Source organism: Streptomyces sp. NPDC047853 (genome assembly GCF_043204535.1).
Taxonomy (GTDB): Bacteria; Actinomycetota; Actinomycetes; order Streptomycetales; family Streptomycetaceae; genus Streptomyces.
This window is the reverse complement of sequence record NZ_JBIDCI010000017.1, coordinates 110,505-130,492: the sequence shown is the minus strand read 5'-3', so window position 1 is coordinate 130,492 and position 19,988 is coordinate 110,505. Positions and strand designations below refer to the sequence as shown.

Sequence of the window (19,988 nt, the reverse complement as noted above, 5' to 3'; positions counted from 1 at the left end):
TGCGGCACCCCACGCCGCGCGCCAAGGTCGAAGCACGAGACCGCACCAGGGAGGTCGGCCATGCCCATCGCGACGGTGAACCCGGCGAACGGCGAGACGCTCAAGACGTACGAGGCCATGGGCGAGGAGGAGATCGAGCGCCGGCTCCAGCTCGCGGAGGCCACCTTCCGCACGTACCGGACGACGGGCTTCTACGAGCGGGCCGGACTGCTGCGCCGGGCCGCCGACCTCCTGGAGGCCGATCAGAACGAGATCGGCGAGGTCATCACCACGGAGATGGGCAAGCCGGTCAAGCAGGCCCGCGCGGAGGCCGCCAAGTGCGCCAAGGCGATGCGCTGGTACGCCGACCACGCGGCGGAGCTGCTCGCCGACGAGGAGCCCGCCCAGTCGGACGTCGAGGACTCCGGTGCCTCCCGGGCGCTGGTCCGCTACCGGCCGCTCGGCCCGGTGCTCGCGGTGATGCCGTGGAACTTCCCGCTCTGGCAGGTGATCCGCTTCGCGGCGCCCGCGCTGATGGCGGGCAACGTGGGGCTGCTCAAGCACGCCTCGAACGTGCCGCAGACGGCCCTGTACCTGGAGGACCTGTTCCACCGGGCGGGCTACCCCGAGGGCTGCTTCCAGACCCTGCTCGTCGGCTCGGCGGCGGTGGACGACATCCTGCGCGACGAGCGGGTGCGGGCCGCCACCCTCACCGGCAGCGAGCCGGCCGGCCGCGCGGTCGCCGCCACCGCCGGAGAGATGATCAAGAAGACGGTGCTGGAGCTGGGCGGCAGCGACCCGTTCGTCGTGATGCCGTCGGCGGACGTCGACCGGGCCGCCGAGGTCGCGGTGACCGCGCGCACCCAGAACGCCGGGCAGTCCTGCATCGCCGCCAAGCGGTTCATCGTGCACACGGACGTGTACGACGCCTTCGCCGCACGCTTCACCGAGGGCATGCGGGCGCTGAAGGTCGGCGACCCGATGGACGAGGGGACGGACGTCGGCCCGCTCTCCAGCGAGCAGGGCGTCGAGGACCTGGTGGAGCTGGTCGAGGACGCGGTGCGCGGTGGCGCGACGGTGCTGTGCGGAGGCGAACGCCCGGAGGGGCCCGGCTGGTACTACCCGCCGACGGTCCTCGCCGGTGTCACCCGGGAGATGCGCATCCACCGCGAGGAGGCCTTCGGCCCGGTCGCCACGCTGTACCGCGCGGCCGACCTGGACGAGGCCGTGCTGATCGCCAACGACTCGGACTTCGGACTCAGTTCCAATGTGTGGACGCGCGACGACGCCGATGTGGACCGTTTCGTACGGGACCTGGAGGCGGGCGGCGTGTACGTGAACGGCATGACGGCGTCCCATCCGGCGTTCCCCTTCGGCGGGATCAAGCGGTCGGGGTACGGCCGTGAGCTGTCCGGGCACGGAATCCGGGAGTTCTGCAACATCACCACCGTATGGCACGGAGCGTGAGCCTTCCGCGACTACGATCCCCTTTGTGAACCGCGAAGTGACCCTGCCTCTGATCGTCGACGACCGCGGTACCTTGCAGGTCGCCGCGTCCGACGTGAGCAAGCTGCTGCGCACGGTGGGCGGGAGATGGCTGCGGCTGGTGGAGGCCGGCGAGGAGAGTCTGGACGAGGACACGGTCGCGGCCCTCACCATCGAACTGGCCAAGCTCGCCGACCGGATCGACGTGGCCTGTATCGCCCACAGCAGCGGCCAGTCCTCCTGACTCCCCGCGCACCGGGCTGCACCGGCCCGCACCGGCCGGGGTTCCCCGGGACGGAGCAGCCCCGCGGGAGATCGCCGCTCCCGTGGGTGATCGTGGGTGAGCACCCCTGGGTACCGCGGGCGAGCGCCCCGCCGCCCGCGTGCGACGGGCCCCGGCCCTCCGGCCGAGGCAGAACGGCGTGAGGCGAGCGTGAGCGAAGAGATCCTCGACCGGGCCGGGAGCGCCCCGCCCGTCCGCGACTGGCCGGCTCTCGACCTGCCCGGCACCGACTTCGACCCCGTCCTGCGCGAACTGATGCGCGAAGGGCCCGTCACCCGCGTCTCGCTGCCCGACGGTGAGGGCTGGGCCTGGCTGGTCACCCGTTACGAGGACGTCCGCATGGTCGCCACCGATCCCCGGTTCGGCCGTGCGGCCGTCGTGGACCGGCGGGTCACCCGGTTCGCCCCGCACTTCGTCCCGGCGCGCGGCGCGGTCGGTTTCCTCGACCCGCCGGACCACACCCGGCTGCGCGCGGCGGTGGCCGCCGCGTTCACGGCCCGGGGCGTGGAGCGCCTGCGCGACCGGGCGCGCGGCATGCTCGACGAACTGGTCGACGCCATGCTGCGGGCCGGTCCGCCGGCCGACCTCACCGAGGCGGTGCTGAGGCCCTTCCCCGTGGCGGTGCTCTGCGAGCTGATGGGCATTCCCGGCCCCGACCGGCCCGGCATGCACACCTGGACCGGGCTGATCCTCTCCTCGTCGCACGGCGCGGAGGTCAGCGAGCGGGCCAAGCAGGAAGTGGGCGCCTACTTCGCCGACCTGATCGGAACCCGGTCCGCCGGCACCGGCGAGGACGTCGCCTCGCTGCTGGGCGCCGCCGTGGGCAGGGGCGAGATCACGACCGAGGAGGCGGTGGGGCTGGCCGTGCTGCTCCAGCTCGGCGGTGAGGCGGTCACCCACAACAGCGGACAGATGTTCTACCTGCTGCTGACCCGGCCCGAACTCGCCGAACGTCTGCGCGCCGACCCGGAGATCCGGCCCGGGGCCGTCGACGAGCTGCTGCGCTGGATCCCCCATCGCAACGCGGTCGGGCTGTCCCGGATCGCCCTGGAGGACGTGGAGACCAGGGGGGTCCGGATCCGGGCGGGCGACGCGGTGTACGTGTCGTACCTGGCCGCCAACCGCGACCCGGCGGTCTTCCCCGACCCGGACACGATCGACTTCGCCCGTGCCCCCGATCCGCACGCGTCCTTCGGTCTCGGCCCGCACGCCTGCCCGGGCGGCGCGCTGGTCCGGCTGGAGTCGGAACTGCTGGTCGGCACCGTCCTGGACCGTCTGCCGGGCCTGCGGCTCGCGGTGGCGCCGCCGGACGTGCCCTTCCGGAAGGGCACCCTGATCCGCGGTCCCGAGGCGCTGCCGGTGACCTGGTGAGCGACCGCCGGGCCGCCCAGGCCGCCACAGAACCGACGGGCGGGCCCGCCGGGATGTCCTCCCCGGCGGGCCCGCCCGCGGGCCACGACGCCTTCGGCCCTCCGGGCCCGGCCGACGATTTCCGGCCTGCCGGGCGAGGACGCGTGTCCGACGGGCCCTAGCGGATCGGCATCCCCGCCAGGGTCCGCGCGATGACCAGCCGCTGGATCTCGCTCGTGCCCTCGAAGATGGTGTAGATCGCGGAGTCCCGGTGCATCCGCTCCACCGGGTACTCCCGCGTGTAGCCGTTGCCGCCGAGGATCTGGATCGCCTGGGCGGTCACCTTCTTGGCCGTCTCGCTCGCGAACAGCTTGGACATCGATCCCTCGGCCGCCGTGAACGGCTTGCCGTTGATCGCCATCCACGAGGCCCGCCACACCAGCAGCCGCGCGGCGTCGATGGAGGTCCGCATGTCCGCGAGCTGGAAGGCGACGCCCTGGTTGTCGATGATCGGCCGCCCGAACTGCTCGCGGGTCTGCGCGTACTCCAGGGCCACCTCGTACGCGGCCCGGGCGGTGCCCACCGCCATCGCGCCGACCGCCGGACGGGAGGCCTCGAAGGTGGCCATGGCGGCGTTCTTGACGCGCTCGCCGCCCTTCCTGGCCTTCTCCCGGGCCCGGGCCAGCCGCGCGTCGAGCTTCTCCTTGCCGCCGAGCAGGCAGTGACCGGGGACCCGTACGTTCTCCAGGACGACCTCGGCGGTGTGCGAGGCGCGGATGCCGTGCTTCTTGAACTTCTGCCCCTGGGACAGACCCGGGGTGGCCGGCGGGATGATGAAGGAGGCGTGGCCCTTGGAACCCAGCTCCGCGTCGACGACCGCGACCACGACGTGGACGTTGGCGATGCCGCCGTTGGTGGCCCAGGTCTTGGTGCCGTTGAGCACCCACTCGTCCTTGGCCTCGTCGTACACCGCGCGCGTGCGCATGGAGGCGACGTCGGAGCCGGCGTCGGGCTCGGAGGAGCAGAAGGCGGCGACCTTCACGTCGTTGGCGTCGCCGTACATCTGGGGGATCCAGGTACCGATCTGCTCCTCGGTGCCGTTGGCGAGGACGCCGACGGCGGCGAGGCCGGTGCCGACGATGGACAGGGCGATGCCCGCGTCGCCCCAGAACAGCTCCTCCATCGCCATGGGGATGCCGAGGCCGGTGGAGTCGAAGTACTGCTGGGCGTAGAAGTCGAGGGAGTAGATGCCGACCTTGGCGGCCTCCTGGATGACCGGCCAGGGAGTCTCCTCGCGCTCGTCCCATTCGGCGGCCGCGGGGCGGATGACGTCGGCGGCGAAGCCGTGCAGCCAGTCCCGGACCTCCTTCTGTTCGTCGCTCAGCTCCATGGTGAACTCGGCCATGTCCCCTCCAGTGACGCACCTGCGTGTTACTTGCGGTAACACGAGTCTGTTACCGACGGGTAGGAAAAGTCAACTCCCGGGGACCCGTCGCCCTCCCGTTCGATGTGCGGTGTCCCGTGGGTGTTAGTTTGCGCAGGCGTCACCGAACCAGCACGGGTGGGGAGAGCACATGAACACCACGCAGCGCACCGATCAGCAGCGGTCCGCCGACCGCAGACGGCGCGAGCTGCTGGAGGCCGCCGACCGGGTGGTGCTGCGCGACGGCCCGCAGGCCTCGATGAACGCCATCGCCGCCGAGGCCGGCATCACCAAGCCGATCCTCTACCGCCACTTCGGCGACAAGGGCGGACTCTACGCCGCCCTCGCGCAGCGGCACACGGACGCCCTCCTCTCCTCGCTGCGGGCCGCCCTGGACGCTCCGGCGGACCGCCGGGACCGCGTGGAGGCCACGCTGGACACCTATCTGGCGGCCATCGAGGCACGCCCGCAGGTGTACCGCTTCCTGATGCATCCGGCGGAGGGAGCCACCGCGCCGGGCGACCAGGCCGAGCAGGGCTTCGACGTCGGCAAGCACTCGGCACCGCTGCTGCGCCGCATGGGCGAGGAACTGGGCACGGTCATCGAGGAGCGCCTCGACATGGGGCCGGACAGTCGGCAGCTGTCCCGCGTGTGGGGGCACGGCATCGTCGGCATGATGCACGCGGCCGGCGACTGGTGGCTGGGCGAACGGCCCTGTTCCCGCGCCGACTTGGTACGTAGCCTCGCCGACCTGCTGTGGGGTCGGCTGGCCGCGGCCGGCGACAAGGTGGGCGGGCCCGGCTTCTGAAGCCCCGCGGCCCCGCCGGCCCGGCCCGCGGCCGCGGCCGCGGAGAGCACGGGCGGGACCGGCGGGCGCGGCCGGGGAAGCCCGCCGGGGCGCCTCAGCGGCTCCACGACGCCCGGGCGGCCTGCCGGAGCACCTTGCGCCTGCGCCACCCCGTGAGGCGGTCGACGTAGAGGCCGCCCTCCAGGTGGTCGCACTCGTGCTGGAGGCACCGGGCGAAGAACCCCGTCCCGCGCACGGTGACCGGCTCCCCGGTCGCCGTGAAGCCGGTCACGACCGCCTCGTCGGCGCGCTCCGTGCCCGCCTCCAGCCCCGGCAGCGACAGACAGCCCTCCGGCCCCCGCACCACCACCCCGCCGGTCTCGACGAGCCGGGGGTTCACCACGTGGCCGAGGTGACGCTCGTCCTCGTCGTCCGGGCAGTCGTACACGAAGACGCGGAGCGGCTCGCCGATCTGGTTCGCCGCCAGACCCACTCCGTGGGCGGCGTACATGGTCGCGAACAAGTCCTCCACGAGCGCCGCGAGTTCCGGACCGAAGTCCGTCACCTCCTCGCAGGGCGCGTGCAGGACGGGGTCGCCGAGGGTGCCGAGGGGCCGGACGCGCCCGTGGGCGCCCGGGATGGAGCCGTGTCGCATGGCGGCAAGAGTAAGGTCCCTGTGTCCCCCGGCGGCTCGCGCCCACCGCCGGAACCCGTGGCCGGTGCCGCGATTCGGGAGTGCGAACGGATCTCGATAGGCTGAGGTCCACACCACGTGGCCGTCAGGCTTCAGGCGCGGCGCGTACGCAAGGAGGATCGAGAACTGATGGCAGGCAACTCGGACCCGCTCACGCCCCGGGCCAAGATCGCCGTGACCGCGGGCAAAGCGGTCGCGGCGGCTTCGCGCGCCGCGGGGCGCGGCAGCGGTTCGGTGATCGGCGGCAAGGTCGCGCTGAGACTCGATCCCGACCTTCTCGCCCGGCTCGCCCAGCATCTTGATGTGACGCTGGTCTCGGCGACCAACGGCAAGACCACCACCACCCGGCTCATCGCCGAGGCGCTCAAGGCGGCCGGTCCGGTCGTGTCCAACGCGCTCGGCGCCAACATGCCGGCCGGCATCACCTCGGCGCTCGCGGGCGGTTCGGAGGCCCGGTTCGGTGTCATCGAGGTCGACGAGAAGTACCTCGCGGGCGTGGCCCGGGACACCGACCCCAAGTGCATCGCGCTGCTGAACCTCTCCCGCGACCAGCTCGACCGCGCCGCCGAGACCCGGATGCTCGCCGAGAACTGGCGCGAGGGTCTCGCCGGTTCGAAGGCCGTGATCGTCGCCAACGCCGACGACCCGCTGGTGGTGTGGGCCGCGTCCTCCTCCCCCAACGTCATCTGGGTCGCCGCCGGGCAGATGTGGAAGGACGACGCCTGGTCCTGCCCGTCCTGCGGCGGTGTGATGCAGCGTCCGGGCGACGACTGGTTCTGCGGCGAGTGCGGCTTCCGGCGTCCCACGCCGAGCTGGGCCCTGTCCGGCGACCACGTCCTGGACCCGCACGGCTCCGCCTGGCCCATCCACCTCCAGCTGCCGGGCCGCGCCAACAAGGCCAACGCCGCCTCCTCGGCCGCCGTCGCCGCCGTCTTCGGGGTGCCGCCGCAGGTCGCGCTGGAGCGGATGTACCAGGTGCAGGCGGTCGCCGGACGCTATGACGTCGTGCAGTTCCAGGGCCGCGACCTGCGTCTGCTGCTCGCCAAGAACCCGGCGGGCTGGCTGGAGACCTTCTCCCTGATCGACCCGCCGCCCACCCCGGTGATCCTCTCGGTGAACGCGCGCGGCGCCGACGGCACCGACACCTCCTGGCTGTGGGACGTGGACTACACCCGGCTGACCGGTCACCCGATCTGCGTGATCGGCGACCGGAAGCTGGACCTCGCGGTGCGGCTGGAGGTCGCGAACCAGCAGTTCCAGGTGTGCGAGGACCTCGACCAGGCGATCCAGCTGTGCCCGCCGGGCCGGATCGAGGTCATCGCCAACTACACCGCCTTCCAGGATCTGCGCCGCCGCGTCGGCAACTGACCGCGAGACTTCAGGGGACTTTCGTGAGCGACAACCAACTGCGGATCGTCTGGATCTACCCGGACCTCCTCAGCACCTACGGCGACCAGGGCAACGCCCTCGTCGTGGAGCGCCGGGCCCGCCAGCGCGGCCTCGACGTGGCCCGGCTCGACGTGCGCAGCGACCAGCCGATCCCGACCTCCGGCGACATCTACCTGATCGGCGGCGGCGAGGACCGTCCGCAGCGGCTGGCGGCCGAGCGGCTGCGCCGCGACGGCGGCCTGCACCGGGCGGTGGCGAACGGTGCGATCGTCTTCTCCGTCTGCGCGGGGTACCAGATCCTGGGCCACGAGTTCATCAACGACCTGGGCCAGCGCGAGCCGGGCCTCGGCCTGCTCGACGTGGTCTCCACGCGCGGTGAGGGCGCGCGGTGCGTCGGCGACGTCCTCGGCGACATCGACCCGCGCCTCGGCCTGCCCCCGCTGACCGGCTTCGAGAACCACCAGGGCGTCACCCATCTGGGCCCCAGTGCCCGTCCGCTCGCCCAGGTCCGCTTCGGCAACGGCAACGGCACGGGGGACGGCACGGAGGGCGCGTACAACGACACGGTCTTCGGTACGTACATGCACGGCCCGGTGCTGGCCCGCAACCCGCTGATCGCGGACCTGCTGCTGAAGCTGGCCCTCGACGTGAACGCGCTGCCGCCGACCGACGACCGCTGGTACGAGGCGCTCCGCAACGAGCGCATCGCGGCTGCGCAGCAGCCTGCGTAGACACTGTTGCGCAGCAACCTGCGTAGACACTGTTGCGCAGCAGCCTGCGTAGACACTGTTGCGCAGCAGCCTGCATAGACACTGTTGCGCAGCAGCCTGCATAGACACTGTTGCGCAGCAGCCTGCATAGACACTGTTGCGCAGCAGCCTGCGTAGACACTGCCGCGCAGCAGCCTGCGTAGGCACATGTCGCCGGGACGGCGCGGACGGCCCGTCTGATGGGTCATCCGCACAGGTGAGCGGGCACGTCCAGTAGGCGGACGCACGGTTCGGTCCCGCCCTCCGATGCCGCTAGGGTGGCGGGGATCGAGCCGGACAGCGCGGTCCGGACCCGTGCCACTTGAGAAGGTATTTCGGGCTATGCGCATTGGTGTCCTCACGTCCGGCGGCGACTGCCCAGGCCTGAACGCCGTCATCCGGTCCGTCGTGCACCGCGCCGTCGTCGACCACGGCGACGAGGTCATCGGCTTCCGGGACGGCTGGAAGGGCCTCCTGGAGTGCGACTACCTCAAGCTCGACCTGGACGCGGTCGGCGGCATCCTGGCCCGCGGCGGCACCATCCTCGGCTCCTCCCGGGTCCGTCCCGAGCATCTGCGGGACGGCGTGGAGCGCGCCCGGGGGCACGTCGAGGAGCTCGGCCTGGACGCGATCATCCCGATCGGCGGCGAGGGCACCCTGAAGGCGGCCCGGCTGCTGTCCGACGGCGGTCTGCCGATCGTGGGTGTGCCGAAGACCATCGACAACGACATAGCGGTCACCGACGTCACGTTCGGCTTCGACACGGCCGTCACCGTCGCCACCGAGGCCCTGGACCGGCTGAAGACCACCGCCGAGTCCCACCAGCGGGTGCTGATCGTCGAGGTCATGGGGCGCCACACCGGCTGGATCGCGCTGCACTCGGGCATGGCGGCGGGCGCCCACGCCGTCGTCGTCCCGGAGCGGCCCTTCGACATCGAGGAGCTGGCCGCCAAGGTCGGCGAGCGCTTCTCGGCGGGCAAGCGGTTCGCGATCGTGGTGGCCGCGGAGGGCGCCAAGCCGAAGGCCGGAAGCATGGACTTCGACGAGGGCGGCAAGGACGTCTACGGCCACGAGCGCTTCGCCGGGATCGCCCGCCAGCTCTCGATCGAGCTGGAGGAGCGGCTCGGCAAGGAGGCCCGGCCGGTGATCCTCGGGCACGTCCAGCGGGGCGGGACGCCCACCGCCTACGACCGGGTGCTGGCGACCCGGTTCGGGTGGCACGCGGTGGAGGCCGTGCACCGCGGGGAGTTCGGGATGATGACGGCGCTGCGCGGGACGGACATCACGATGGTGCCGCTCGCCGACGCGGTCGAGTCGCTGAAGACGGTGCCGGACGCGCGGTACGCGGAGGCGGAATGCGTGCTGTGAGTGTGCGGGGCCGCTGAGCGCTCGGGCCCACCGGTCCCCCGCGGAACGCTTCACCGCCCCCGGTCGCAACAGCGGCCGGGGGCGGTTCTACGCTTGCTTCCGGACAAGCGGAGTTCAACCGCGCTCAACCCCCACGAAACAGGAGCCGGCGGATGGATCACAGCGGGCACGGCATGACGATGGATCTGCCGCCGTTCACGCTGGGGCGAGGGCTCGCCTGGTCGGCGGACCCCTTCTTCCTCGTCGCCTGCCTCCTGGGGCTCGCGCTGTACGGCTGGGGCGTGCTGCGGCTGACCCGGCGCGGCGACAGGTGGCCGGTGGGACGGACCGTGTCCTTCGTCGTCGGTGTGCTGAGCATCGGGCTGATGATGTGCACCAAGCTCAACGACTACGGCATGGTCATGTTCAGCGTGCACATGGTGCAGCACATGATGATCAGCATGGTGTCGCCGATCCTGCTGCTGCTCGGGGCTCCGATCACGCTGGCCCTGCGCGCGCTGCCGACGGCCGGTCGTGGCCGCAAGGGCCTCCGCGAGCTGCTGCTGATGCTGCTGCACAGCCGCTACATGCGGATCATCACCCACCCCGCGTTCACCATCCCCCTGTTCATCGCGAGCCTGTACGCCCTGTACTTCACCCCCCTGTTCGACTTCCTGATGGGCTCCCAGGTCGGGCACATCGCGATGATGGTGCACTTCCTCGCCGTGGGCGTGGTGTTCTTCTGGCCGATCATGGGGGTGGACCCGGGCCCGCACCGGCCGGGCTACCTGATGCGGATGCTGGAACTGTTCGCGGGCATGCCGTTCCACGCGTTCTTCGGCATCGCGCTGATGATGGCGTCCTCGCCCATGGTCGAGACCTTCCGGAACCCGCCCGCCTCGCTCGGCATCGACGCGCTCTCGGACCAGAACGCGGCCGGTGGCATCGCCTGGGCCTTCAGCGAGGTGCCCTCCGTGCTGGTGCTGCTCGCACTGCTGTTCCAGTGGTACGCCTCGGAGGAGCGGCAGGCCCGGCGCACCGACCGCGCCGCCGACCGCGACGGCGACAAGGAGCTGGAGGCGTACAACGCCTACCTGGCCTCGCTGAACACCCGCGGCGGCTGAGTCCGGGACGGGCACCTTTCTCGCCGTCCGCGTCCCCTCCGGCCCGAACCGGGGCACCATGGAGGGAACGGACCACGAGGAGGGTGTCGCGATGCCCGGTTCCACGGACAGTTCCACGAAGACGATGGGGGCGCTCACCATCGGCGGCCTGGTCGCGGTGACGGCCTACACGGTGGCGCTCGGGAGCAACGGCTGGCTGTGGTTCGGCTGGGTCGTACTGGGCCTGATCACCGTGGGGATGGTGGCCACCCGCAGCGCCTGAGCCCCGCACGGGGCGCAGGACGACTCACTCGCGGCCGAGCCGGCCCGCCGAGTGCACGCCCGGCTGGTACTTCGGCAGCCGGACGGTGATCTTCATGCCCGCGCCGACGGCCGTCTCGATGACGAGGCCGTGGTCGTCTCCGTAGACCTGGCGGAGCCGGTCGTCGACGTTGGACAGCCCGATGCCGCCCGACGGGCTGACCTCGCGCGCGAGGATGCGGCGCAGCAGATCGGGGTCCATCCCGGCGCCGTCGTCCTCGATGACGACCAGGGCCTCCGCGCCCGCGTCCTGCGCGGTGATCTGGATGCGGCAGCGGTCGGCCTTGCCCTCCAGGCCGTGCTTGACGGCGTTCTCGACGAGGGGCTGGAGGCAGAGGAAGGGCAGGGCGACCGGCAGCACCTCGGGCGCGACCTGGAGGGTGACCGCGAGCCGGTCGCCGAAGCGGGCCCGCACCAGCGCCAGGTAGTGGTCGATGGCGTGCAGCTCGTCGGCGAGGGTGGTGAAGTCGCCGTGCCGGCGGAACGAGTAGCGGGTGAAGTCGGCGAACTCCAGCAGCAGCTCGCGGGCGCGCTCGGGGTCGGTGCGGACGAAGGACGCGATCACCGCGAGCGAGTTGAAGATGAAGTGCGGGGAGATCTGGGCCCGCAGCGCCTTGATCTCGGCCTCGATGAGCCGGGTGCGGGACTGGTCGAGGTCGGCCAGCTCCAGCTGGACGGAGACCCAGCGGGCGACCTCGCCGGCCGCCCGGACCAGGACGGCGGACTCGCGGGGCGCGCAGGCCACCAGGGCGCCGTGCACCCGGTCGTCGACGGTGAGCGGGGCGACCACCGCCCAGCGCACCGAGCAGTCGGGGGTGTCGCAGGTGAGCGGGAAGGCCTCCCCGCGGCCGGTCTCCAGCGGACCCGCGAGGCGTTCCATGATCTCGGCCCGGTGGTGGGCGCCGACGCCGTCCCAGACCAGCACCTCCTTGAGGTCGGTCAGGCACAGCGCGTCGGTGCCGAGCAGGGAGCGCAGCTTGCGGGCCGACTTGCCGGCCGTCTCCTCGGTGAGGCCGGCCCGCAGCGGGGGCGTGGCCAGGGAGGCGGTGTGCAGGGTCTGGAAGGTGGCGTGCTCGACCGGGGTGCCGAGCCCGCCCAGGTGCTGCGGGCGGGCCGTGCGCCGGCCCAGCCAGAAGCCCGCGGCCAGCAGGGGCAGCACGGCGACGGCCAGTCCCGCCAGGAAACCGCTCACGGAACCGCTCACGGGGTCGCCTCCTTGCGCAGTCCGTCGGCGTGCAGCTCTTCCGGCAGGTGGAAGCGGGCCAGGATCGCCGCCGTCCCGGCCGGCACCCGGCCCGGGGTGGCCAGCGACACCAGCACCATGGTGAGGAAGCCCAGCGGCACCGACCACAGCGCCGGCCAGGCCAGCAGCGCGTGCAGCGCCCCGCCGCCGCCGGGGAAGCCGCCCATGGTGGCGGCGACGGCGAGCAGCGCGGAGCCGCCGCCCACCAGCATCCCGGCCGCCGCGCCGGGCGGGGTCAGGCGCCGCCACCAGATGCCGAGGACGAGCAACGGGCAGAACGAGGAGGCGGACACCGCGAAGGCGAGACCCACCGCGTCGGCCACCGGCAGCCCGCCGACCAGGGCGCTCGCCGCCAGCGGCACGGCCATGGCGAGGACGGTGCCGAGCCGGAAGTGCCGGACCGCGCGGGACGGCAGCACGTCCTGGGTGAGGACGCCGGCGACGGCCATGGTGAGTCCGGACGCGGTGGACAGGAACGCGGCGAAGGCGCCGCCCGCGACCAGGGCCCCGAGCAGGTCGCCGCCCACTCCCCCGATCACCCGGTCGGGCAGCAGCAGGACGGCGGCGTCGGCGTCGCCGGTGAGGGTCAGCTCGGGTGCGTACAGGCGGCCCAGGGCGCCGTAGACGGGCGGCAGCAGGTAGAAGGCGCCGATCAGACCGAGGACGGCGACGGTGGTGCGGCGGGCGGCGACGCCGTGCGGGCTGGTGTAGAAGCGGACCACGACGTGCGGCAGACCCATGGTGCCCAGGAAGGTGGCGAGGATCAGGCCGTACGTGGCGTACAGCGGGCGTTCGGTGCGGCTCTCGGCCCGGGAGGGCGACAGGGCGTCGTCGGCGCCGCGTCCGGCGGCCGGGACGGAGGTGCCGCGGGCGAAGGTGAGGCGGGTGCCGGCCTCGATGTGCCGGGTGCCGGCCGGGAGGACGGTCGGGACGCCGTCGTGGGCGCGGCCGTCGACGGTGCCGTCCACGGTGACGTTCAGCGGCTCGTCGAGCTTGAGGGTGAGACTGTCCTCGACCCGCACGGAGCGCTGTTCGCGGAAGGTGGCCGGTTCCTCGAAGGGGCGGCCGGGGGCGCCGTCGCCCTGCCAGGCCAGCACCAGGAAGAGGGCGGGGACGAGCAGGGCGGTGAGCTTGAGCCAGTACTGGAAGGCCTGGACGAAGGTGATGCTGCGCATGCCGCCGGCGGCGACGATGGCCGTGACGACGACGGCGACGATCACTCCGCCGAGCCAGTCGGGCGCGTCGCCGAGCACGGTCAGGGTCAGTCCGGCGCCCTGGAGCTGGGGCAGCAGGTACAGCCAGCCGACGCCGACGACGAAGGCGCCCGCGAGGCGTCGTACGCCCTGGGAGGCGAGCCGGGCCTCGGCGAAGTCGGGCAGCGTGTAGGCGCCGGAGCGGCGCAGCGGGGCGGCGACGAAGAGCAGCAGGACCAGGTAGCCGGCGGTGTAGCCGACCGGGTACCAGAGCATGTCGGGGCCCTGGACGAGGACCAGGCCGGCGATGCCGAGGAAGGAGGCGGCGGAGAGGTACTCACCGCTGATGGCGGCGGCGTTGAGGCGGGGGCCGACCGTGCGGGAGGCGACGTAGAAGTCCGAGGTGGTGCGGGAGATGCGCAGGCCGAAGGCGCCGACGAGGACGGTCGAGACGACGACGAGGGCGACGGCGGTTATGGCGTAGGTGCTGTTCACGGTTCCTCGGGGACGGTCAGCGGTCCTCGACGAGGCGCACGAAGTCGCGTTCGTTGCGCTCGGCGCGGCGGACGTACCAGCGGGCGAGGAGGACGAGCGGGGCGTACAGGCCGAAGCCGAGGACGGCCCATTCCAGGCCGTGGGCGTCCGGCATCGCCGCGAACAGCAGGGGCAGCGGCCCGACGAGGAGCCCGAGGACCGCGAGGGCGGCGAGGCCGGCGCGCAGCTGGCTGCGCATGAGGGAGCGGACGTAGGTGTGCCCGAGGGTGGTCTGCTCGTCGATCTCGGTGCGCGGACGGTAGTAGCCCGAGGCGCCGGGGGCGCGCCGGGGTGGTCCCGTGACGGTGACGCGGCGGTCGGTGGGGTCCTGGGGCACGGTCACGGCCTCCGCATGAGCAGGTCCCGCAGTTCGCGGGCGTGGCGCCGGCTGACCTGGAGTTCCTCGGTGCCGACCAGGACGCTGACGCTGCCCGCGTCCAGGCGCAGCTCGCCTATGTGGTGCAGGGCGACGAGGTGGCGGCGGTGGATGCGGACGAAGCCGCGGGCGCGCCAGCGTTCCTCCAGGGTGGACAGGGGGATGCGGACCAGGTGGCTGCCCCGGCCGGTGTGCAGGCGGGCGTAGTCGCCCTGGGCCTCGACGTGGGTGATGTCCTCGACGGGAACGAAGCGGGTGACGCCGCCGAGTTCCACCGTGATGTGGCCGGGGTCGGGTTCGTGCACGGGCACGCGCGGGGCGGGGGCGGGGGTGCCCCGCTGTTCCGCGGCGCGGCGGACCGCCTCGGCGAGCCGTTCCCTGCGGACGGGCTTGAGGACGTAGTCGACGGCCTTGAGGTCGAAGGCCTGTACCGCGAAGTCCTCGTGCGCGGTGACGAAGACGACCAGCGGCGGCCGGGCGAAGCCGGTCAGCAGCCGGGCGAGGTCCAGTCCGTCGAGGCCGGGCATCTGGATGTCGAGGAAGACGACGTCGATGGCGTCCGGACCGTCCGGGCCCGACTCCAGGGCCCGGTTGATGCGGCGCAGCGCCTCGGTCGCGTCGCCCGCGCCCTCCGCCGTACCGATGCGGGGATCGGCGTTCAGCAGGTACACGAGTTCCTCGAGCGAGGGGCGTTCGTCGTCGACAGCCAGGGCGCGCAGCATGAGGCTGGAGTGTAGGGGCGATCCGTACGCCTGAACACGGCCCGACAGGGACGTATCCGCTGGATACAGTGCCCGCATGAGCAGCAGGCCCACCTCGTTCGACGAACTCGACCGGAAGATCGTCACCGCCCTGACGGCGAACGCCAGGTCGTCCTTCGCCGAGATCGGCGCGGCGGTCGGACTGTCCTCGACGGCGGTCAAGCGCCGGGTGGACCGGTTGCGCGAGACCGGCGTGATCACCGGGTTCACCGCGACGGTGCGGCCCTCCGCGCTGGGCTGGCGGACCGAGGCGTACGTGGAGGTGTACTGCGAGGGCGCGGCGCCGCCGCGGCGGCTGGCGGAGGTGGCGCGCGGCTATCCGGAGATCACGGCGGCGATGACGGTGACCGGGGGCGCGGACGCCCTGCTGCACGTGCGGGCGCGGGACGTGGAGCACTTCGAGGAGGTCCTGGAGCGGATCCGCGCCGAGCCGTTCATCCGCAAGACGATCAGTGTGATGGTGCTGTCCCACCTGATCCCGGACAGTCCGGAGGCCGGCGCGGGCCTGCCCGCCGCACAGGACGCAGCGGACATGCGCTGACGGGTGCGACAACGCAGCATTGCTGCGGGAACGCGCAGCTTTCCGCGCTTGTCGGGCGGGCTCGTCACTTCCTACCGTGGTGTCAACCCCTCGTCACACACCGTGAGGAACGGAGGTACCCCTCTGTGCCCGACTCCCGTGTGCCGCGCCGGCGGCGCTTCCTGGTCTGCGAACCCAGACACTTCGCCGTGCAGTATGCGATCAACCCGTGGATGAGCACCGGCCGACCCGTCGACGTCATCCGCGCCCTGGACCAGTGGCAGGCGCTGGTCGACGCCTACCGCGCGCACGGCCACACCGTGCACACCGTGCAGCCGGTGTCGGGCCTGCCCGACATGGTCTTCGCCGCGAACTCCGCGGTCGTCGTCGAGGGCCGGGTGTTCGGCTCGCGCTTCCACGCCCCCGAGCGCCGTCCCGAGTCCGTGCCGTACGCGGCGTGGTTCAAGACGGAGGGCTTCGAGGTGCACCAGCCCGAGGCGGTCTGCGAGGGCGAGGGCGACCTGGTGCCGGCCGGCCGCTGGATCCTGGCCGGTACGGGCTTTCGCACCACGCGTGAGGCGCACCGCGAGGCGCAGGAGTTCTTCGGTGTGCCGGTGATCTCGCTGACGCTGGTGGACCCGTACTTCTACCACCTGGACACGGCGCTCTTCGTGCTCGACGACGCAGCCGACGGGGGCGCCGGGAACGTCGCCTACTACCCCGGGGCGTTCTCGCCCGGCAGTCGCGAGGTGCTGGAGCGGCTCTACCCGGACGCGGTGCTCGCCACCCGCGAGGACGCCCTGGCCTTCGGGCTCAATTCCGTCTCCGACGGACGGCACGTGTTCCTCTCACCCGGGGCGCGGGGACTCGCCGATCGGCTGGCCGGCCTCGGTTACGTCCCCGTACCCGTCGACCTGTCCGAGTTCCACAAGGCCGGAGGCGGCATCAAGTGCTGCACCCAGGAGATCCGGGAGATCCGCTCATGACCGCACCCGCCCGCACCCGCGGCTCCGAGGAGCTGATCCGCGCCGAGGAGCCCGTCCTCGCGCACAACTACCACCCGCTGCCCGTCGTCGTGGCCCGCGCGGAGGGCGCCTGGGTCGAGGACGTGGAGGGGCGCCGCTACCTGGACATGCTGGCGGGGTACTCGGCGCTCAACTTCGGCCACCGCCACCCGGCGTTGGTCGAGGCGGCCCACCGCCAGCTGGACCGGCTCACGCTCACCTCGCGGGCCTTCCACAACGACCGGCTCGCCTCCTTCGCCGAGCGGCTGGCCGCGCTCACCGGCACCGACATGGTGCTGCCGATGAACACCGGTGCCGAGGCGGTGGAGAGCGGCATCAAGGTGGCCCGCAAGTGGGCCTACGACGTGAAGGGCGTCCCGCGGGACCGGGCGACGATCGTGGTCGCGGCGGACAACTTCCACGGCCGTACGACGACGATCGTGGGCTTCTCCACGGACGAGACGGCCCGCTCGGGCTTCGGCCCCTTCGCCCCCGGCTTCCGGGTCGTGCCGTACAACGACCTGGCGGCGCTGGAGGCGGCGGTCGACGAGACGACGGCGGCCGTGCTGATCGAGCCCATCCAGGGCGAGGCGGGGGTGAACATCCCGGACGACGGCTACCTGGCCGGTGTGCGGGAGCTGACCCGCCGCGAGGGGTGCCTGTTCGTCGCGGACGAGATCCAGTCCGGACTCGGTCGTACGGGGCGCACCCTGGCCGTCGAGCACGAGCCGGTCGTGCCGGACCTGGTGCTGCTCGGCAAGGCGCTGGGCGGCGGGATCGTGCCGGTGTCGGCGGTGGTCGGCAGCCGGGAGGTGCTCGGGGTGCTCCGTCCGGGCGAGCACGGCTCGACCTTCGGCGGCAATCCGCTGGCCGCCGCGGTCGGCACGGCGGTGGTGGAGCTGCTGGAGACGGGCGAGTTCCAGCGCCGGGCGACCGAGTTGGGGGCGGTGCTGCGCGAGGGCCTCACCGCCCTGGTCGGCAAGGGCGTCGTCGGTTTCCGTGCGCGCGGGCTGTGGGCGGGCGTCGACGTCGACCCGGCGCTGGGCACCGGGCGCGAGGTCAGCGAGCGGCTGATGCGCGAGGGCGTCCTCGTCAAGGACACCCACGGCTCGACCATCCGCCTCGCCCCGCCGCTGACCGTCACCGGTGCGGAGCTGGAGGGGGCGCTCGGGACGCTGGAGAAGGTGCTGACCTCCTGAGCGAGGCGCCCGGGGAGGTCAGGGAGCGGTTCGACCCTCGTCGAGCCGCTCCACCTGCGTCACACCGTCCCGGTCCTCGGCGTCCTCGCTGGGCGCGCCCGCGAACCAGGCGTCGAGGATCTCGCCCAGCAGCGGCCCCGAGGTCAGCCGCAGGCTGAGGGCGAGGACGTTGGCGTCGTTCCAGCGGCGGGCGCCGTCCGCCGTTCCGGCGTCGGTGCACAGGGCCGCCCGTACGCCCGGCACCTTGTTGGCCGCGATGGACGCGCCGGTGCCGGTCCAGCAGCACACCACCGCCTGGTCGGCCGTGCCGTCGGCGACCTCGCGCGCCGCACGCGCGGAACACACCGCCCACCGGGCATCGGCCCCCGGGCTCAGGGCGCCGTGCGCGAGCACCTCGTGGCCGCGTCCGCGCAGCTCCTCGACGAGGAGCCGGGCCACGGGTTCGTCCATGTCGGAGGAGACGGAGATCCGCATGGGCGAAGCCTACTCAGCGCGCCCCGCTCACCTCATCGGCCCAACCGCATGACCGAGGTCACGGCCATACGCAGCATGATCGGGGGAACGGTACGACCTGAGAATCGTACGACCGAGCAGTTTCCCCGTCCGGGGTGCCTGCGTGGAAAGGGAGGCCGCCACGTCCCCCAACGACAACGGCCAGGAATCCGACGCCGCGGCGGTCCGCCGCCACCCCGCCCTGTTCCGGGCCATCAGACGTCGGCAGAACCCCCGACTGCGCCGGTCGGACATCACCGTCACCGACGAGGCCGCGGTCAAGCGCGCCGTGAAGGCCGCCTCGCTGGGCAATGCCATGGAGTGGTTCGACTTCGGCATCTACGCCTACCTGGCGGGCACCATCGGTCGTGTCTTCTTCCCGTCGGGCAGTGACACGGCGCAGTTGCTCTCCTCGTTCGCCACGTTCGCCGTGGCGTTCCTGGTGCGGCCGATCGGCGGCATGGTCTTCGGGCCCATGGGTGACAAGGTCGGCCGCAAGAAGGTGCTCGCGCTGACGATGATCCTCATGGCGATCGGCACGGCCGCCATCGGGCTCATCCCGAGCTACGACTCCATCGGCTTCTGGGCCCCGGTCCTGCTGATCGTCTTCCGCCTGCTCCAGGGCTTCTCGACCGGCGGCGAGTACGGCGGCGCCTCCACCTTCATCGCGGAGTACGCGCCCGACAAGCGGCGCGGGTTCTTCGGCAGCTTCCTGGAGCTGGGCACGCTGGCCGGGTACACCGGCGCCGCGAGCCTGGTGACCGCGCTGACGGCCTGGCTCGGCAGCGACACCATGGACGCCTGGGGCTGGCGCATCCCGTTCCTGGTCGCCGCGCCGCTCGGCGTCGTCGGCATCTACCTGCGGCTGAAGCTGGACGACACGCCCGCCTTCCTGAAGCTGGAGGACTCCAACGTCCACCTCTCGGAGGCGGCGAACGCGGTGGAGACGACCGCACGGGGCGACCTCGCGAAGATCTTCCGCACGCACTGGCGGGCGCTGTTCCTGTGCATCGCGCTCGTGGGCGCGTACAACATCACCGACTACATGCTGCTGTCGTACATGCCGACGTACCTGTCGGACGAGCTGCACTACAGCGAGAGCCACGGACTGATGATCCTGGTGGCCACCATGGTGCTGCTCATGCTGATCATCAACCAGGTGGGCCGGCTGTCCGACCGCTTCGGGCGCAAGCCGCTGCTGATGACCGGCATGATCGGCTTCCTCGTCCTGTCCGCGCCGGCCTTCGTGCTGGTGCAGGAGGGGAGCCTGCTCGCCGTCTCGGCCGGCATGCTGATGCTCGGCCTGTCCCTGGTGTGCCTGCTGGGCACCATGTCGGCGGCGCTGCCCGCGATGTTCCCGACGAACGTGCGGTACGGGTCCCTCTCGGTCGGCTACAACCTGTCGGCGTCCCTGTTCGGCGGCACGACGCCGCTGGTGATCACGGCGCTGATCGGCGTGACCGGCTCCGACATGACGCCCGCCTACTACGCGATGGCCGCGGCCCTGGTCGGCGTCGTGGCGGTGGCCTGCATGAAGGAGACGGCCCAGCAGCCCCTCGAGGGCTCCCCGCCCTCGGTGCAGACCGACGAGGAGGCGGCGGAGCTGGTGGAGGCGCAGGCGCCGACGCCGAAGTTCTGACGCTCCGGCCGGCCCGCGCGACGGCCGTGCCGCCCCCGGTCAGGGGTGCGGCACGGCCGTCGCCGTGTCCGTGTGCGGCGACCGTCGCGGCGGCCGGCCCGGAGTTCCCCGTCGGCC

20 protein-coding genes are annotated in these 19,988 nt (G+C 72.4%); 13 read left to right on the top strand and 7 right to left on the bottom strand.

Translation table 11 applies throughout. The features are described from left to right. Window positions 1-60: 60 nt before the first annotated feature. From ACGF5T_RS27990 to ACGF5T_RS27980, 3 genes are all read left to right on the top strand, one after another. On the top strand, window positions 61-1,446 hold the full coding sequence (locus ACGF5T_RS27990) for an NADP-dependent succinic semialdehyde dehydrogenase (RefSeq protein WP_366767606.1): 1,386 nt from the start codon (window positions 61-63) through the stop codon (window positions 1,444-1,446). A 25-nt stretch (window positions 1,447-1,471) separates the two neighbouring features. Continuing rightward, a complete protein-coding gene (locus ACGF5T_RS27985) occupies window positions 1,472-1,708 on the top strand; it encodes a DUF6213 family protein (protein WP_030969080.1) in 237 nt (78 codons plus the stop codon). Window positions 1,709-1,897: 189 nt separating this feature from the next. After that, window positions 1,898-3,118, top strand: a complete 1,221-nt coding sequence (locus ACGF5T_RS27980; protein WP_366767605.1) for a cytochrome P450 — start codon at window positions 1,898-1,900, stop codon at window positions 3,116-3,118. Window positions 3,119-3,275: 157 nt separating this feature from the next. Here the strand turns inward: ACGF5T_RS27980 and ACGF5T_RS27975 are convergent, their stop codons facing one another. Further along, complete coding sequence (locus ACGF5T_RS27975; protein WP_356606491.1) at window positions 3,276-4,502, bottom strand: acyl-CoA dehydrogenase family protein; 1,227 nt, start codon at window positions 4,500-4,502, stop codon at window positions 3,276-3,278. 169 nt (window positions 4,503-4,671) lie between these two features. Between ACGF5T_RS27975 and ACGF5T_RS27970 the strand changes: the two genes are divergently transcribed. Continuing rightward, entirely contained in the window at window positions 4,672-5,328 is a 657-nt protein-coding gene (locus tag ACGF5T_RS27970; RefSeq protein ID WP_356606489.1) for a TetR family transcriptional regulator, read from the top strand. Between the two features lie 94 nt (window positions 5,329-5,422). Here ACGF5T_RS27970 and def read toward each other — a convergent pair whose 3' ends face one another. Then, window positions 5,423-5,962: a peptide deformylase gene (gene def / locus ACGF5T_RS27965; protein WP_356606487.1), complete on the bottom strand. Its 540-nt coding sequence runs from the start codon at window positions 5,960-5,962 to the stop codon at window positions 5,423-5,425. Window positions 5,963-6,130: 168 nt separating this feature from the next. Between def and ACGF5T_RS27960 the strand changes: the two genes are divergently transcribed. The 5 genes from ACGF5T_RS27960 (at window position 6,131) to ACGF5T_RS27940 (ending at window position 10,872) form a co-directional block, all read left to right on the top strand. After that, window positions 6,131-7,369 carry a MurT ligase domain-containing protein gene (locus tag ACGF5T_RS27960; protein WP_356606485.1) on the top strand — a complete coding sequence of 413 codons (1,239 nt, stop codon included), beginning with the start codon at window positions 6,131-6,133 and terminating at the stop codon, window positions 7,367-7,369. A 23-nt stretch (window positions 7,370-7,392) separates the two neighbouring features. After that, window positions 7,393-8,121, top strand: a complete 729-nt coding sequence (locus ACGF5T_RS27955; RefSeq protein ID WP_356606483.1) for a glutamine amidotransferase — start codon at window positions 7,393-7,395, stop codon at window positions 8,119-8,121. Between the two features lie 360 nt (window positions 8,122-8,481). Next, window positions 8,482-9,507 (top strand): 6-phosphofructokinase, encoded by a 1,026-nt coding sequence (locus tag ACGF5T_RS27950; RefSeq protein WP_356606481.1) that lies wholly within the window; start codon window positions 8,482-8,484, stop codon window positions 9,505-9,507. A 152-nt stretch (window positions 9,508-9,659) separates the two neighbouring features. Further along, window positions 9,660-10,610 carry a cytochrome c oxidase assembly protein gene (locus ACGF5T_RS27945; RefSeq protein WP_356606479.1) on the top strand — a complete coding sequence of 317 codons (951 nt, stop codon included), beginning with the start codon at window positions 9,660-9,662 and terminating at the stop codon, window positions 10,608-10,610. A 91-nt stretch (window positions 10,611-10,701) separates the two neighbouring features. After that, the gene (locus ACGF5T_RS27940) at window positions 10,702-10,872 is read left to right on the top strand and encodes a membrane protein (protein ID WP_019327487.1); all 171 of its coding nucleotides are present in this window, start codon (window positions 10,702-10,704) and stop codon (window positions 10,870-10,872) included. 24 nt (window positions 10,873-10,896) lie between these two features. On the opposite strand, the gene ACGF5T_RS27935 is transcribed toward ACGF5T_RS27940, so the two are convergent. The 4 genes from ACGF5T_RS27935 to ACGF5T_RS27920 are packed head-to-tail and all read right to left on the bottom strand — an operon-like array spanning window position 10,897 to window position 14,978. After that, window positions 10,897-12,102 carry a histidine kinase gene (locus ACGF5T_RS27935; protein WP_356606923.1) on the bottom strand — a complete coding sequence of 402 codons (1,206 nt, stop codon included), beginning with the start codon at window positions 12,100-12,102 and terminating at the stop codon, window positions 10,897-10,899. Between the two features lie 8 nt (window positions 12,103-12,110). After that, window positions 12,111-13,841 (bottom strand): cation acetate symporter, encoded by a 1,731-nt coding sequence (locus ACGF5T_RS27930; protein ID WP_361010194.1) that lies wholly within the window; start codon window positions 13,839-13,841, stop codon window positions 12,111-12,113. Between the two features lie 16 nt (window positions 13,842-13,857). Further along, window positions 13,858-14,217, bottom strand: coding sequence for a hypothetical protein (locus ACGF5T_RS27925; RefSeq protein ID WP_356606921.1), 360 nt, complete (start codon window positions 14,215-14,217; stop codon window positions 13,858-13,860). A 2-nt stretch (window positions 14,218-14,219) separates the two neighbouring features. After that, window positions 14,220-14,978, bottom strand: a complete 759-nt coding sequence (locus ACGF5T_RS27920; RefSeq protein ID WP_361010191.1) for a LytTR family DNA-binding domain-containing protein — start codon at window positions 14,976-14,978, stop codon at window positions 14,220-14,222. A 76-nt stretch (window positions 14,979-15,054) separates the two neighbouring features. On the opposite strand from ACGF5T_RS27920, the gene ACGF5T_RS27915 reads away from it, so the two are divergent. From ACGF5T_RS27915 to rocD, 3 genes are all read left to right on the top strand, one after another. Further along, on the top strand, window positions 15,055-15,558 hold the full coding sequence (locus ACGF5T_RS27915) for an Lrp/AsnC family transcriptional regulator (protein WP_366767604.1): 504 nt from the start codon (window positions 15,055-15,057) through the stop codon (window positions 15,556-15,558). A 125-nt stretch (window positions 15,559-15,683) separates the two neighbouring features. Further along, window positions 15,684-16,523, top strand: a complete 840-nt coding sequence (gene ddaH, locus ACGF5T_RS27910; RefSeq protein WP_366767603.1) for a dimethylargininase — start codon at window positions 15,684-15,686, stop codon at window positions 16,521-16,523. Further along, window positions 16,520-17,740, top strand: coding sequence for an ornithine--oxo-acid transaminase (rocD, locus tag ACGF5T_RS27905; RefSeq protein WP_356606469.1), 1,221 nt, complete (start codon window positions 16,520-16,522; stop codon window positions 17,738-17,740). Before ddaH ends, rocD begins: the two co-directional genes overlap by 4 nt. Window positions 17,741-17,758: 18 nt before the next feature. Here the strand turns inward: rocD and ACGF5T_RS27900 are convergent, their stop codons facing one another. Continuing rightward, window positions 17,759-18,214 carry an RpiB/LacA/LacB family sugar-phosphate isomerase gene (locus ACGF5T_RS27900; protein ID WP_356606467.1) on the bottom strand — a complete coding sequence of 152 codons (456 nt, stop codon included), beginning with the start codon at window positions 18,212-18,214 and terminating at the stop codon, window positions 17,759-17,761. A 142-nt stretch (window positions 18,215-18,356) separates the two neighbouring features. On the opposite strand from ACGF5T_RS27900, the gene proP reads away from it, so the two are divergent. After that, window positions 18,357-19,871, top strand: a complete 1,515-nt coding sequence (gene proP / locus ACGF5T_RS27895; protein WP_366767602.1) for a glycine betaine/L-proline transporter ProP — start codon at window positions 18,357-18,359, stop codon at window positions 19,869-19,871. Window positions 19,872-19,988 lie beyond the last annotated feature (117 nt).

Bases quoted from the DNA above. Each gene is read 5' to 3' on its own strand.
- ACGF5T_RS27990 (WP_366767606.1), top strand. From the start codon at position 61: ATGCCCATCGCGACGGTGAACCCGGCGAACGGCGAGACGCTCAAGACG.
- ACGF5T_RS27975 (WP_356606491.1), bottom strand. From the start codon at position 4,502: ATGGCCGAGTTCACCATGGAGCTGAGCGACGAACAGAAGGAGGTCCGG.
- ACGF5T_RS27970 (WP_356606489.1), top strand. From the start codon at position 4,672: ATGAACACCACGCAGCGCACCGATCAGCAGCGGTCCGCCGACCGCAGA.
- def (WP_356606487.1), bottom strand. From the start codon at position 5,962: ATGCGACACGGCTCCATCCCGGGCGCCCACGGGCGCGTCCGGCCCCTC.
- ACGF5T_RS27960 (WP_356606485.1), top strand. From the start codon at position 6,131: ATGGCAGGCAACTCGGACCCGCTCACGCCCCGGGCCAAGATCGCCGTG.
- ACGF5T_RS27950 (WP_356606481.1), top strand. From the start codon at position 8,482: ATGCGCATTGGTGTCCTCACGTCCGGCGGCGACTGCCCAGGCCTGAAC.
- ACGF5T_RS27945 (WP_356606479.1), top strand. From the start codon at position 9,660: ATGGATCACAGCGGGCACGGCATGACGATGGATCTGCCGCCGTTCACG.
- ACGF5T_RS27940 (WP_019327487.1), top strand. From the start codon at position 10,702: ATGCCCGGTTCCACGGACAGTTCCACGAAGACGATGGGGGCGCTCACC.
- ACGF5T_RS27920 (WP_361010191.1), bottom strand. From the start codon at position 14,978: ATGCTGCGCGCCCTGGCTGTCGACGACGAACGCCCCTCGCTCGAGGAA.
- ACGF5T_RS27915 (WP_366767604.1), top strand. From the start codon at position 15,055: ATGAGCAGCAGGCCCACCTCGTTCGACGAACTCGACCGGAAGATCGTC.
- rocD (WP_356606469.1), top strand. From the start codon at position 16,520: ATGACCGCACCCGCCCGCACCCGCGGCTCCGAGGAGCTGATCCGCGCC.
- ACGF5T_RS27900 (WP_356606467.1), bottom strand. From the start codon at position 18,214: ATGCGGATCTCCGTCTCCTCCGACATGGACGAACCCGTGGCCCGGCTC.